7 protein-coding genes, 1 tRNA gene and 4 pseudogenes are annotated in these 14008 nt (G+C 55.6%); 9 read left to right on the top strand and 3 right to left on the bottom strand.

The window, feature by feature from the left end; genetic code table 11:
- Positions 1-42 precede the first annotated feature (42 nt).
- The 5 genes from Q0775_RS02720 to Q0775_RS02700 are packed head-to-tail and all read left to right on the top strand — an operon-like array spanning position 43 to position 7302.
- Positions 43-426, top strand: a complete 384-nt coding sequence (locus Q0775_RS02720; protein ID WP_298857786.1) for a DUF3467 domain-containing protein — start codon at positions 43-45, stop codon at positions 424-426.
- Positions 427-470: 44 nt separating this feature from the next.
- Positions 471-2330: an efflux RND transporter periplasmic adaptor subunit gene (locus Q0775_RS02715; protein WP_298857785.1), complete on the top strand. Its 1860-nt coding sequence runs from the start codon at positions 471-473 to the stop codon at positions 2328-2330.
- A gap of 4 nt (positions 2331-2334) precedes the next feature.
- Entirely contained in the window at positions 2335-4482 is a 2148-nt protein-coding gene (locus tag Q0775_RS02710; protein WP_298857784.1) for a peptidase M50, read from the top strand.
- A complete protein-coding gene (locus tag Q0775_RS02705) occupies positions 4475-6457 on the top strand; it encodes a translocase (RefSeq protein WP_298857783.1) in 1983 nt (660 codons plus the stop codon). Before Q0775_RS02710 ends, Q0775_RS02705 begins: the two co-directional genes overlap by 8 nt.
- Complete coding sequence (locus tag Q0775_RS02700) at positions 6454-7302, top strand: efflux RND transporter periplasmic adaptor subunit (protein ID WP_298857782.1); 849 nt, start codon at positions 6454-6456, stop codon at positions 7300-7302. Before Q0775_RS02705 ends, Q0775_RS02700 begins: the two co-directional genes overlap by 4 nt.
- Before the next feature lie 354 nt (positions 7303-7656).
- Here the strand turns inward: Q0775_RS02700 and Q0775_RS02695 are convergent.
- Positions 7657-8267: pseudogene (locus Q0775_RS02695) on the bottom strand (IS3 family transposase); the annotation flags it as partial.
- A gap of 62 nt (positions 8268-8329) precedes the next feature.
- On the opposite strand from Q0775_RS02695, the pseudogene Q0775_RS02690 reads away from it, so the two are divergent.
- Positions 8330-9161, top strand: a pseudogene (locus tag Q0775_RS02690) (IS3 family transposase); the annotation flags it as partial.
- 225 nt (positions 9162-9386) lie between these two features.
- Here the strand turns inward: Q0775_RS02690 and Q0775_RS02685 are convergent.
- Positions 9387-10656: pseudogene (locus Q0775_RS02685) on the bottom strand (IS110 family transposase).
- A 137-nt stretch (positions 10657-10793) separates the two neighbouring features.
- Here Q0775_RS02685 and Q0775_RS02680 point away from each other — a divergent pair.
- A pseudogene (locus Q0775_RS02680) lies at positions 10794-11086 on the top strand (transposase); the annotation flags it as partial.
- A 373-nt stretch (positions 11087-11459) separates the two neighbouring features.
- Here the strand turns inward: Q0775_RS02680 and Q0775_RS02675 are convergent.
- Positions 11460-11533: transfer RNA gene (locus Q0775_RS02675), tRNA-Cys, on the bottom strand.
- A gap of 157 nt (positions 11534-11690) precedes the next feature.
- On the opposite strand from Q0775_RS02675, the gene Q0775_RS02670 reads away from it, so the two are divergent.
- Together Q0775_RS02670 and Q0775_RS02665 are read left to right on the top strand one after the other, a co-directional pair.
- A complete protein-coding gene (locus Q0775_RS02670) occupies positions 11691-12344 on the top strand; it encodes a protein-L-isoaspartate O-methyltransferase (protein WP_298857781.1) in 654 nt (217 codons plus the stop codon).
- A 128-nt stretch (positions 12345-12472) separates the two neighbouring features.
- Positions 12473-13867 (top strand): TolC family outer membrane protein, encoded by a 1395-nt coding sequence (locus Q0775_RS02665; protein WP_298859910.1) that lies wholly within the window; start codon positions 12473-12475, stop codon positions 13865-13867.
- Positions 13868-14008 lie beyond the last annotated feature (141 nt).

The following is a 14008-nucleotide window of genomic DNA, read 5'->3' as shown; positions in this document are numbered from 1 at the left end:
TTTTAATATTAATCTATAAATATCAATAAGAAAGAGTTTCAGATGACGAATAAGAAAACCGCTGCAAATGACGCTGACGCATCGACCACTCCTGCCGAAGTCGGCGCTCCTGCTGCACCGGTCGTGAACTGGGATGATAGTCAAATGCAGACCACTTATGCGAATGTGGTTAATGCCTCCTCAACGCGTGAGGAAGTGACGCTTTTGTTCGGCTCTAATCAGACATGGAACCCTGCCGCGGGTAAAGAATTTGATGTACGGCTGGAAGAGCGGATTATTCTCAATCCGCACGCTGCAAAGCGACTGTTTGTTTTGATGGGTGCTGTTCTGTCGCAATATGAAAATCGCTTTGGCGAGATCAAGCTCGACGGATTGGCTGCTGCTGCGGCTGCGGGTGGGCAAAAAGCCAAGGGTGGGGACGCCTGAGCGGCTGATCCTTTCCCAATCCGCCGCATTGCGGGGAGTAGATTATGATGAGCCCTCCACCTGACCGGTCCGGTGCGTCGGAAGCGCCAAAGGCCCAAGACGACACAGTTTCGATCCTGGACAAGGCTCTATGGTCGCGGTTTTCTGACGATCTTGATCTTGATGATTTTGCGCGGGTCTGGCTTGCGCTTGCTGTGCGAACGCTTGGGCCGTGTGCCGCTGGCGCGGTCGTCGTGATGATGCCACAAGGTCTTGTGCCGATCGCTCTGTGGCCGCAGGGGGACAGTCCGGGCCACACGATTATGAACACGGTCGAAGCTGCTCTCGAAGAGGAGCGGGGCGTTGTGCAGTCGGGGACATGTTTAGCTCTGCCGTTGATCGTTGACGAAGAGGTACTTGGCGCGATCTGTCTGGAATTCCAGACGCCACCAGATGATCCTGCTGTGACGCTTCATGGTATGCGCTGGGCGAGCGGTTGGCTCATCGCGGCGCTGCGCCGTGATTTGGCTTTTTCCCAGGACCGTGATCGCGCAAAGGCATCCTTGGTCCTCGACACGATTGGCGCTGTGCTGGAGGCTAACTCGTCGCGGTCGGCCATGTTGGCGGCGTGCAATCTTCTGGCGCGTGAGTTGGACTGTGCATATGTTGCGATTGGACGCGCGACACCGAGACGGCGGATGAAAGTCACAGCCTTGTCCGATGTCTCGGAACGCCCGCGCGAGACGACCCATGCACAGGCTATCGCTTTGGCAATGTCCGAGGCTTTTTACCAAGAAGGATCAGTGCTTTATCCGCCGCGAGACTCTCAGGATTTCATGGTGGCGCAACATCATGCCGCCTTGCTGCGTGAGGCAGGCATGGGTGAGCTTTTGTCCGTTGCCCTTTTCTCCGGCGCGGGCGGGGAGGCAATTGGCGCTTTGCATCTGGCAAGACCAGCAGGTGAGAGTTTCTCGGAACAGGATTTAATGGTTGCCGAGGGCGTAGGGGCGGCATTGGGTGCTTTGATTGACGAGCGTGAACAAGGTGAGCGTGGCGTGCTGCGTGTGCTGTGGCAAAGCGGCCGTCAGGCCCTGGGGCGCTTGTTTGGGGCAGGCTATTTGGGCCGCAAACTGGCGGTGTTAACGCTTGCGGGATTGATTGCGTTTTTCTGGTATGCCAAGGCGGATTTTCGCGTTGTGGCACAGTCGGAAATTCAGGGCGAAATCGTGCGGATGATGGTCGCGCCGTTCGACGGGCATATCGCTGAGCAATTCGTCCGTGCCGGTGACATCGTGCAAAAAGGTGAGCCGCTGCTGGGCCTTGACCAGCGTGATCTGCAAATCGAATTGACCCGTTGGCTCACAGATGTGGGCCGGTATGAGGGTGAGTATGACCAAGCGCTTGCAGGGCGCTCAGCCGCAACTGCGCGCATCGCATCGGCTAATATCGAGCAGGCTCGCGCAAAGGCGGAACTGACGCAGCGCCAGTTGGATCGTGCAGTTTTGCGTGCGCCTTTTGATGCGGTCGTGATTGAGGGCGACCACAGCCAGTCTCTCGGAGCAGCAGTTCGTTTGGGGCAACAACTCTTCCGTCTGGCTCCGCTCGACAGTTACCGTGTGGCGCTGGAGGTTGAGGAACGCGACCTCGATCAAGTACGGATCGGCCAGACAGGCTCGCTTGTTCTTGCGCCCTTGCCAGACCAAAAATTCGAATTCAAGCTGACCCAGATTACACCGAGGATGAACGCCCAAGGCGGGCGTAACTTTGCCATAGTAGAGGCGCAGTTGACCCAAACTTCTGGCGATTTGCGGCCTGGCATGCGCGGCATCGGTAAAGTGCAGATTGAAGAGCGGTTGTTGATCGATGTTTGGACACGGCCGATCATCGATTGGGCGCGTCTGGCCATTTGGCGCTGGACGGGCTGAGAGGATGGCCGCCGGATTTGAAAGCCCGATATGGTACCGCGCAGCACATCTGCGCCCGTGGCTTGCTCCGCGCACAGAGATTACGCGACAGGTGTTTCGTGGTGTCGAGTGGTTCGTTATGCGCGATCCCCTGTCAGGCAAATTTTGCAGATTGTCGGACAGCACGCATTGGGTTGTCGCCCAAATGGATGGCAAGCGCACCGTTGGTGAAATCTGGGACATCACCTGTACGGAGCTGGGTGAGACTGCACCCACGCAAGATGAAATGCTCAGCACGATTGCGCAGCTTAGCTCGATTGATCTGCTGGTAACGGATGGGATGCCTGACAATGACCGGCTGGTTGAACGGGCGTTAAAAAAGGAAGGCAAAGGGCTGGTTGCGCGATTTATGAACCCGCTTGCGCTGCGGTTTCCACTGATGGATCCCGACCATTTTCTTACGGAATGCTGGCCTCTTGCGCGGCCGTTTTTTACGATCTGGGGCGGGTTGTTATATCTGTTGCTTCTCGGCGCTGGTGCAGTGACGGCGGTACAGCATTGGGACGCGTTGACCGAAAACCTGATCGATCGTGTGCTGGCGACAAATTCGCTCATCGCGCTGGTAATGGTCTATCCGGTGGTCAAACTCCTGCATGAGTTGGGCCATGGGTTTGCGCTAAAGAAATTTGGCGGCGAAGTGCGCGAAGTCGGTCTGATGTTTCTTGTGTTCATCCCCGTGCCCTACGTTGACGCGTCCGCGGCGTCTGGTTTTCCGGACAAACGCGCACGGATTCTGGTCAGTGCGGCGGGGATCATGGTCGAGCTGGGGTTGGCTGCGGGCGCAATGCTGCTGTGGGTCGAGCTGGAGCCGGGGCTGTGGCGGGCGGTTGCATTTAATACGATGGTAATTGGCGGGATTTCAACGCTGCTGTTCAATGGCAATCCGCTATTGCGCTTTGACGGGTATTTTGTTTTGGCGGACGCGATTGAAATCCCCAATCTTGGCAACCGGTCGAACCAGTATCTGGGTTATTTGATCCAGCGTTATGCCTTTGGCATTGCCGATGCGCGGTCTCCAGTGCGGGCGCGCGGCGAAAAAGGATGGTTCTTTTTCTATTCTATCGCAGCGTTTTGCTATCGGATCGTGATAACAGTGACGATAATCTCCATTGTGGCTGTGCGTTTTTTCATTGTCGGCATTGCGCTTGCGATCTGGTCTTTGACGTTAATGTTTATTGTGCCGATGCTCAAACATCTGAAGTTTGTTGTGATTGGAGAGCGGCTGCGGGGGCGGCGGGGCAGGGCATTTGCGGTCAGTGGGATTGTGATCTGTGCACTTGTGCTGTCATTGGGAGTGATCCGTGTCCCGTACCGGACGATGGCCGAAGGCGTGGTTCATTCCACTCGTGACGAGACGGTTTATGCCGAGGCCGAAGGCGTGATCGAGCAGGTCGTCAGTGCCTCAGGCGATCAAGTCGCGCAGGGGGCGGTGATCCTGAAACTTTCCGATCCTTATGCGGATGCCAGCCTGCGTGCCGCCGAGGCGGAGTTCCGTAAATATAGCTACCGCTACGAACAGGCCTTAAGCGAGAGTGCCTATGATATGCAGCTGTGGAAAGCGCAGTCCGTGCGCGCAGAGCAAGAGCTGAACATTCTGCAAAGCCTTGCGGTTGCGCGGGATGTGGTGTCGCACCGGGCCGGAGAGCTTGTCTTGCCGAATGCCGGTGATCTTAAAGGGCGATTTTTGCGGCGGGGTGATGTTATCGGGCATGTGGTTGATCCGACCTCCATCGTCGTGCGTGTAGCGGTGTCCCAAGACAAGGCCGACCTTGTCAGAGCCCGCACTCTTGGCGTTGAAATGCGTCCTGCGGATGCGCCTGAACACCGGTATGAGGCGCGTGTTGCCAGAGAAGTGCCTGCAATCGGATATGAGCTGGCCTCGCTCGCTTTGACCACTGAGGGAGGGGGGCAGTTTTCGCTTGATCCTGTCGCAAATGGTGCAGCGGTGGCGCTGCAACCGGTGATGCAGTTTGATCTGGAACCGGTCGCGGCACCACCCAGTTTGGTGTTGGGCATGCGTGTCCATGTGCGTTTTGACCACGGATCCGAGCCGTTGGTTCAGCGTGGGTGGCGCCGTTTGCGGCAGCTTTTCCTGAGACGTTTCAATGTTTGATCAGGTTTCCCCTTCGCCATCTAAGGTGCAAGCCGTTGCAGGGCTTGGCCTTTTTCGGCAGATGGTACCTGCACAGGGGGTCGAGCAGCCGCTGGACTGGCGCTTTACGTTAAAACGGGTGGTGGCACAGGCGACCCAGCCGGTTGTCGCTGTTGCCACACGTCGGCGCATGATGTGGCGTGCGCGTGGCATCGCCCGTCAGGCCCGCAAGCTCAGCCATCTTGAGGACGACGTCCTGATGGTCCGCATCGAGACGGCAAGAGAGCGGGCAGATCTGCGCAAACCGCTGTCTCGTCCTGCGCGGCACTTGCTGGCGCTTCTATGTGTCCTCACACAACGCAAGCTCGGCTTTATGCCGTTTCGTAGCCAGATCGCCGGCGTCTTGGTTCTTGTCTCGGGACGGCTCGCCGAAATGGAGACGGGATCGGGCAAGACCCTCACCGCCTCTGTCGCCGCTGTGATGATCGCCCTGATGGGGGAACGCGTCCATGTCATTACGGCCAATGACTACCTTGCCGCACGCGATGGTGAGACTTTGTTGCCTCTTGCTGAGGCTTTGGGCCTTCGGGTCGGGCTGATCACTGCTGATATCGAGCATCAGAACCGCGCCGCCGCCTACCGCTGCGCGATCACCTATGGCTCCAATCAGGAGATGGCCTTTGACTATCTGCGCGACCGCATCCGGCTGACCGGAGAAGTGGGACCACTACGGCTGACCTTTGAGATGATCAGTGCGCAGACACCGCGTGGTGCGGGGATTTCGATGAATGGATTGCCTTTTGCTATCGTGGATGAGGCGGACTCTGTTTTGATCGATGAATGTCGCACGCCGCTTATCCTGTCGGCAACAGCGCAGCCTGATCCTGACTGGGCGGCAGCGGCGTGGCACTTGGCACAGCTGCTGGTCGAGGGGCGCGATTTTGTGGTGAATCGTTCTGGCAGGCAGATTGAGTTGACCGCCTCCGGCCGCCGTGCGCTGACCCGTGAGGCTGAAGAGATGGGAGGTATTTGGCGCAACACGGCGCGCCGCGAGAATGCCGCCACGCTTGCCTTGTCGGCGCGCTATCTTTTTGACCGCGATGAGCATTACCTGATCGAAGACGGCACAGTAAAGCTGATCGATGAATACACTGGTCGGGTCTCTCCTGATCGGGCTCTGTCGGACGGTCTGCACCAATTGATCGAGCTCAAGGAAGATGTCGAGATCACGGGGCGCCGAGAGGTGCTCGGGCGCATGACCTATCAGAGGTTTTTCCGCCGCTATCGCAGATTGGCGGGCATGACAGGGACGGCGCGCGAAGTTTCGGCCGAGTTACGCGCGGTCTATGGATTGTCGGTGGTGCCTGTCCCCCCTCCGCGCGCTTCGAGGCGCAAATATGGGCGCGGACGTATTTTGCGGAACGAAGCGGTGAAGTGGGACAAGGTCGCCGCACGTGTGGCCAAGCTGCACGCAAAGGGGCGCCCCGTTTTGATCGCGACCCGTACCGTTCGTGCCAGTGCTGCGGTCTCAGCGCGTTTGACCGAAGCAGGATTGCCGCATGAGTTACTGAACGCCGCGCAATCCGGTCAGGAGGCCGAGATTATTGCCGCTGCCGGACAGCTTGGCGCGATCACCGTTGCGACCAATATGGCGGGGCGTGGCGTAGATATCGGTTTGGCGACACAGGTAAGGGCCTTGGGCGGGATGCACGTGCTCTTGACGGAACTGCACGAAGCACGGCGGATTGACAGGCAGGTGATTGGACGTTGTGCACGGCAGGGTGATCCGGGTAGTTGCGAAGCATTCGTCAGCTGGGAGGACCCGCTGATCAGCAGCTTTGCACGCGCGCGGCTATTGCGATGGGTGCAGGGACCAAAGGCGTTCCACCGCGCACAGGCCCGCGCAGAGCGGTTGCATGCACGCGCTCGCACGGACTTACTGCGGCATGATTTGCGCCGTGAAGAACAATTTGGATTTGCTGGGAGAGTAGAATGATCAGGGCATCGGCGCGAAACCTTACAGGTGTGGTTCTTGCGGCCACTGTCAGCTTGACTGGGGTTGTGAACAGCAGTCAGGCAGAGGCACAACAAGCGGTTACGGAGCCGTTGATAGATCTGGATTGTCTGATCGAGCCACGCTCGATCGCTGACCTTTCTGCAGCAACAGACGGTATTATTTCTGAGATTTTGGTAAAACGGGGGGACCCTGTCAAAGCGGGGCAGGCTTTGGCGCGGCTTGATGACCGTCTTGAAACCCTCCAGATCGACCTTGCTCAAGCGCGGGCATCATCTGACGTAAACATACGGGCGCAAGTCTCGCGTTTGGAACTGCGCCAGACGGAATTTGATCGCGCTTTGCAGCTCGAGCAGCGCAATGTGGCGGCCGTCGCTCTGCGTCAAAGCGCGGAGATCGAACTGGCACTTGCAGCGCTGGCCGTAGAGGAAGCGGAGTTGGAGCAGAAAGTTGCATTAATTGAGCTGGCACAAGCGACGCAGGTGCGCGACCGGCGCGTTCTTCGCAGCCCCGTTGATGGCATTGTAATAGCGATCCTTGCTGCCAAGGGGGAATTTGCCAATGAGCAAACTCCCGTTGTTACGGTGGCGGAAACGAACCCGTTACACGTGGGCGTATTCGCACCGATCACAGCCTTCGGTCGGGTCTCCGTGGGGACCACGCGCCAAGTGCGCCAAGTCCTGCCATTTGACCGCAGCTTTGAGGCTGAGGTCACGGTCGTAGATAGTGTTTTTGATGCCGCAAGCAGCACCTTTTTTGTAAGACTCGAGCTGCCAAACCCCAACGGCGACATCCCTGCGGGCACAAAATGCCGCGTTAAACTATAAACGGTTGGTATAGCCAAGAATTTGGCAAGCCCTATGCAAGGGTAAGATGAAAATCTGTCGCACACCGCAGCCCCTGAATACTGGGGATTGTGAAACGATGGAAAAGGGTTCCCGTCGTTTTGTGGTGAGGTGAAGCCGCTTGAGCTATGCTATTCCGGTGGGGCTGAAGTGGTCCGACAAAACTGGACATCGTGCTAAGATGTTTCCGATCACGACGATAGGATACACGAATGAGGAAGAGACGCAGTTTTTCAGCCAAGTTTAAAGCTAAGGTGGCGCTTGAAGCGCTTCGTGGAGACAGGACGGTGCGAGAGATTGGACCTGTCTCGCGTTCGTGCCGCTCCAAGTGCTCGTTCAAGCCACCTTCCGTTCGAAAGCGACGGGGCTTTCCCAGCCCAGTGCTGAGTGTCGGCGACGCGGATTGTAGGAGCCATTGATGTATTCGAAGACCGCTATCTCAGCCTGCCTGCGGGTGTCCTAGGTGTCTCGCCAGATCAGCTCTGCCTTGATGGTTTTGAAGAACGTCTCAACCGCCGCATTATCATAGCAATTTCCTTTTCCCCTCATCGACGCTTTAAACCCGTTCGGGCGCAGGATCATCTGATCGTCATGCGAACAATACTGACTACCGCGATCCGTGTGATGGATGCAGCCCTTTGGCGAAGACCGGAACGCGATGGCCATCTTCAACGCCCTGATTGCCAGGCCCCGTTTCATCCTATTGCTAATCGCCCAGCCGATCACGCGCCGCGAATGCAAATCCAGGATCACAGCCAGACACAACCAACCCTCGCGCGTCAGATATAAGTAATGTCACCGGCCCATTTCTGGTTTGGTTGATCTGCCGTGAAGTTACGATCCAGCAGGTTTGGCGCAATGTTGAACTTTTGATTGCTGTCCCTTGTCGCTTTGTGTTTGCGCGTTCTAACAACAGCAATACTGTTTTGCCGCATCAAACTCCCCACGCAACTGAGCCTCCCCCTTTGAGGTGGTCCTCGCCTATAGTTAGGAAAGCGGAGGACCAAAGATTGCAATCAAGAGATCTAAGCAGGAAGAGATTGTCGTGACGTTACGAGAGGTTGAAGTTTTGATGGGGCAAAGCATGCCCCAGATTGATCCAATCAGACAGATCAATGTGACTGAACAAACCTATTATCGCTGGATGAAGAAGTACGGTGGAATGGGCGCAGAACAACTTAAGAAGTTGAAGCGACTACAGAAAAAGAACGAGCGTCTGCGGCGTGCAGTTTCCGACCTGACGCTGGATAAGTTGATCTTAAGGGAGGCCACATCGGGAAACTTCTAAGCCCCTTGCGCAGGCGTGCCTGCATCGATGACGTTCGTAGTCAGTTCACAGTTTCTGAGCGTCGTGTCTGCCGTGTATTGGGCCAACACCGATCCACGCAGCGGCGGTTGCCACGAGGGCGTGCTGACGAAGAACGCTTGGTTGCGGACATGATCGAGCTGACACGCCAGTTCGGTCGATATGGCTATCGTCGGGTTGCTTCTTTTTTGAGGGATGCGGGTTGGCAAGTTAATGACAAGCGTGTCGAACGCCTATGGCTACGTGAGCGGCTTAAAGTGCCAATGAAGCACCCAAGGAAGGGACGGCTCTGGCTGAATGATGGGTCATGTTTTCGGCTTCGCCCCGAGTATCGCAATCATGTTTGATCTTACGACTTCGCGCATAACCGGACAGATGATGGCAGAGTGTTCCGGACGCTCAATATTTTCGATGAACACAGCCGAGAATGCCTTGGATCCGAGTAAAAAGAAAACTCAACTCGAACGAAGTTATCGACGCGCTGACAGACCTGTTCATCTTGCGCGGCGTGCCAGCCTACATTCCTTCGGACAACGTCTTATGCGAGGAATAATTGGCTGATTTGGCATCACGTCATTATCGTATCGAGGCATCTCGACACGCTCAAATCATTGCTCAGTTCGGCATTTTGGTCAACGACAGTCTCTCCCATAACAAACACAGAGTACGCTTTTGCGGCTCTCACCGTCCTTAAGACGAGATCATCGTGTCGCTAACACAGAAGGGCCTAAACATTATCTACGAGGTCAGATCACTGCCTCTACGGCCCACACAGAGAAAGGTCCTTATGCGATCGATCACCCCTCAAAGAAGGCGCGATAGGGTCGCCATTTTTGATGACCCCATGAACAGTACGGGCCATCTCGGCGGCGATTGCAGTATACTCTTTACGACGCAAAAGGGTGTTGTGGCGATCCTTCGCGATGTAGCGTTCGAACTTGTCGCAGAAGCTGTTGGTTCGTTGCAGAATGGCGATTTGGCCGGCCATCCAGAGGGTGCGGCGCAGGCGTGTGTTACCATATTTGGAAAGTTTGGTTTGGCCGCGGAATGTGCCGGACTGGATGGTCGCGAGGTCCATTCCGCAGAATTTAGGGAATTGTCGGTGATGTCTGAGGCGGCGTAGGTAACCTGCTTCGGCTAAGATGGTCAGCGAGTTGATCGGACCGATCCTAGGTATTGATGTGAAAAGTTGATAATCAGGAAGATCTTTGAGCAATGCAACTGTACGATCCTCGATCTCATTGCATTGTGCGATAAAACTCCTGCCTTCTTTGAGAACCAAACGGAACATTCTAATTACATCGGAGTCAGAACCGACTGGCGATCCCACTGATACTTTGGATATCTGGTAAATATCGGCAAGCAAACGTTCTTTTGCGACCTTGCGGCCCACAACATCCCAAGCGTCAGCGGTAAATGCATCCTTGCCCATAGCAGTGATGAAATGTGGTGACGGGTAACGCTAAAGGAACGCAAAGAACCAGTCGCTGCGTGAACTGCGATGAAAACGGTCAGCTTCGGGGAAATAAAGCGGTAGATAATGCGTTAGCACGCGGTGCCAAAGCTCGGTCTTTGACTTGGAAACGATATCGTGGCTCTTGGACAGCTCCTGAATATCGTTTGTCCCACAAAGCAGCGGATCGTGGTAGAATTGCTCGTTCCCGATCTCCATCATGTGGAGGATGACCTGAGCATGCTTGGGGTCGTTCTTGTCCCAGCTGTTGTGAAGAGCTTCCTAAGTGCGCGCCAACGCTACTGACGACACCAACTTCACCTTAAAGCCTGCGGTTGCCAGATGATAAGCCAAGGCGCGGTGGTAATTCCCAGTAGCTTCAAAAGCTGCACGCACTGGGCGACCGTAGTCCTTTAGCGTAGTGATAAGGCGGATGAAGTCAGCAAGGTCGTTTAGAACAGTTAAGAGACGACGGCGCTTCGTGCCAAGAACTGCAATCAAAACTTCATGCCGCGCTTTGGCAATGTCGATAGCCATCAAAAGCAGGCGCGGTCTGCGCAATTGTAATCACGGTCATAGTTGGTCTACTTTGCGGTGTGGTTTATGCAAAACCATTGTAGAGACTTAAGCCAAGGCTATGATCACCTGCTGCGCTATATGAGGGCTGCGCAGGCGATCATAGGCTTTGAACCAGCATCATTCCGAAGGTGTTATGGCCCGGAATTCATCGCTGAGACTGGGAGGACTGGATCAAAGCCGTCGGAGCACAGACTGCTTACATTGAGCCAGGATTGCCCTGGCAGAACGGATACTGCGAGAGCTTCAACGGGCGGATGAGAGACGAGCTTTTGAATGGCGAAATCTTCTACTCGCTATGTGAAGCCCAGATCTTCATCGAAAGCTGGAGGAAACATTACAATACCAAACGACCCCATAGTGCATTGGGCTACCGCCCACCTGCGCCAGTGGCCATCATCCCGATGGACCAGCGGCCAATCATGCACTGACTTTTTACATGGACCACTCAATTGGGGCTGCTCAGTATCTCAAAGTCTGAGCCATTGGAAAAATTGCGCTGGTCTCACTGAGGGGGTGCTAGGGTACAGCCTGCATACGCATGACTGCCGTGGAACTGCTACTACTAAACTACTTAAGGCGGGGGCAGACGCGTTTCAGCTCGAGACAGTGTTTGGATGGAACTTACGATACGCCACCCAAATAGATCGAGATCTATGCCGTTGTTGCAGCTGACAAAACCGACAAGATTTTGGAACTTGTCGCGAAGGCAAAAAGGAATGCTACAGGAACATAAATGTAAAATGCCCAGTAAAATGACCCCCTGTAAATGGAGCATTCTTCATTTAACTCATTGAATGTAAATGGAGGCGAGTAGGAGAATCGAACTCCTGTACACGGATTTGCAATCCGCTGCGTAACCACTCCGCCAACTCGCCGAAGTTTCCCCGCTATAGACCGTGAAATTGAGCGCTGCAAGGGGCAAGATGCCTACGACTTGCTGCTGTGCGAGGACGTTGGGATGTGGCGTTGCTGACGCGGCTGGGTTGTGGCACATTGGGGCCAACAGGATTCTGAACAGACGAGCATTTCCACATGACCGATTTTTCCAAAAGACGCACGATGATGGTCGACACGCAGGTGCGGCCTTCCGATGTGACCAAATTTCCGATTATCGACGCGATGTTGACCGTCGCGCGTGAGAATTTTGTGCCCACGGCGCAGCGTGAAGCAGCCTATATAGGCGAGAATTTGAACTTAGGGCAGGGGCGCGTTTTGCTTGAGCCTCGTAGCTTGGCCAAGATGTTGGATGCGCTGGCAATTGACGGGGACGAACTCGTTCTCGATGTGGGGTGTGCATTGGGCTATTCCACGGCTGTTATCGCCCGTATGGCGCAGGCAGTTGTTGGAGTTGAGCAGGACGAGGACATGGCCCGCGAAGCGCAGGATGCGCTGGTGGCGGCAGGGGCCGACAATGCAGTGGTCCATGAAGGGCCACTCGTCGAGGGCGCACCGCAGCATGGTCCTTATGATGTGATCGTGGTGCAGGGCGGCGTGGCAGATGTGCCTGCAGCACTGGTGGACCAACTCAAAGAGGGAGGGCGTATCGCTGCGATGTTTATGTCTGGACCACTGGGTGAGGTTCGCGTGGGCTACAAACGGGCAGGGAAAATCAGCTGGCGGTTGGCGTTCAACGCGACAGCGCCGATTTTGCCCGGGTTTGAAAAAGAGATGACGTTTGATTTTTGAGCGAACGCGCAGTTGTCTGCGCGTCTCCGCAGGACGATATGATTTTGATCTGCGGAATGACATATGCTTTGGGGGCATTGGAAATGTTTTTTGGTGAAGTGAAGCAAGCGGCGGTTCGTGCGATGCGTATGACTGCTCTTGTAGGTGTCGCTGCTCTTTTGACGGGGATGTCATCGCCGGCTGTAAAAGCAGATACTTTGGCGGATGCACTGGTCAGTGCCTATGAGCACTCTGGTCTTTTGGTGCAAAATCGCGCTTTGTTGCGTGCTGCGGATGAAGATGTTGCGGCTGCGGGAGCTGCGCTTGAGCCGGTCCTGCGCTGGACGGCGAGCATTACCCAGAATTTAGGGCGCGGGCAGACTTCACTGCTTTTGGGTGCGCAAAATTCCGATAGCCTTGTGGCGAGTGGTCGATTGATAGCCGAAATGCTTGTCTATGATTTCGGGGCTACAGCACTTGGTGTTGAAGTTGCAAAAGAGACCGTTTTGGCGACGCGCCAAACGCTGATCGGGATCGAGCAGCAGGTGCTACAACGCGGCGTGCAGGCTTACATGGGCGTGATCGAAGCAGCAGAATTCGTGACATTGCGCCAGAATAACGTGCGGGTTCTGACCCAAGAATTAAGTGCTGCACGCAATCGTTTTGAAGTTGGTGAAGTGACGCGCACTGATGTGGCCTTGGCTGAGGCGCAACTGGCGCAAGCACGCAGTGGCTTGTCTAGTGCGCAGGGCAACTATGCCATCGCTGTTGAGGAATATCGCAATGTGATCGGGCGCAAGCCTGGCCGCTTGTCGCCACCGCCGAACCTGCCCAAGATTGGCAATGATATAAATGCGGCCAAAGGAATTGCAGTGCGTCAGCATCCCAATATGCGTGCTGTTCAGCACCAAGTTGCGGCGGCAGAGCTGGCCATAAAGCAGGCTGAGGCGAGCAAGCGCCCGACAGTAACAGCACAAGGCACTTTGTCGCTGAGCGAGAACCTCGACAGCAGCAATTTTTCAACGGGTGCCAGCATTGGTCTGAACGCGGGCGGAACGATATATCAGGGCGGTGCACGTTCCTCTGCAGTGCGCAGGGCACAAGCGCAGCGTGATGCGCAGCGCGGCAATCTGCATGTGGTACGTCACAACATCCAGCAGAACGTGGGCATCGCTTATGCGCAGCTGAGCTCTGCGCGTGCATCGCTTGAGGCATCGGAGCGCCAAATCAGAGCCGCACGTATTGCATTCCGCGGTGTGCGTGAAGAGGCTACATTGGGTGCGCGGACGACACTTGATGTGCTGGATGCAGAACAGGCTTTGCTGGATGCAGAAGCTTCACGCATTTCGGCGCAGTCTCTGCTCTATAACGCGGCCTATGCCGTGTTGGCGGCAACCGGACGTTTGACGGCGCGTGATCTGCGTTTGCCTATTCAGCAGTATGATGTGAATGAGTATTATAATTTGGTCAAAGACAGCCCTACATCGCAATCCGAGCAGGGTGCACAGCTTGACCGAGTGCTGAGGCGGTTGCAGAAAAACTAGGTCCGGTCGCCTGAACGCTGGATTAGAGGGCTGCCCATTGGGCAGTCTTTTTTCGTTAATGTAGCGGGATCGCGTGAGGGTAATCGGCTAATTTTATATTTCTAAACGATTTTCGCCCCATTGTGGGAATCGGTTATGCGG

The sequence above is a fragment of the uncultured Sulfitobacter sp. genome, from assembly GCF_947499945.1.
GTDB lineage: Bacteria > Pseudomonadota > Alphaproteobacteria > Rhodobacterales > Rhodobacteraceae > Sulfitobacter.
The sequence above is the reverse complement of the archived record's forward strand: the minus strand, read 5'-3'. Positions and strand labels throughout refer to the sequence as shown.

Bases quoted from the DNA above. Each gene is read 5' to 3' on its own strand.
- Q0775_RS02720 (WP_298857786.1), top strand. From the start codon at position 43: ATGACGAATAAGAAAACCGCTGCAAATGACGCTGACGCATCGACCACT.
- Q0775_RS02715 (WP_298857785.1), top strand. From the start codon at position 471: ATGATGAGCCCTCCACCTGACCGGTCCGGTGCGTCGGAAGCGCCAAAG.
- Q0775_RS02710 (WP_298857784.1), top strand. From the start codon at position 2,335: ATGGCCGCCGGATTTGAAAGCCCGATATGGTACCGCGCAGCACATCTG.
- Q0775_RS02705 (WP_298857783.1), top strand. From the start codon at position 4,475: ATGTTTGATCAGGTTTCCCCTTCGCCATCTAAGGTGCAAGCCGTTGCA.
- Q0775_RS02700 (WP_298857782.1), top strand. From the start codon at position 6,454: ATGATCAGGGCATCGGCGCGAAACCTTACAGGTGTGGTTCTTGCGGCC.
- Q0775_RS02670 (WP_298857781.1), top strand. From the start codon at position 11,691: ATGACCGATTTTTCCAAAAGACGCACGATGATGGTCGACACGCAGGTG.
- Q0775_RS02665 (WP_298859910.1), top strand. From the start codon at position 12,473: ATGACTGCTCTTGTAGGTGTCGCTGCTCTTTTGACGGGGATGTCATCG.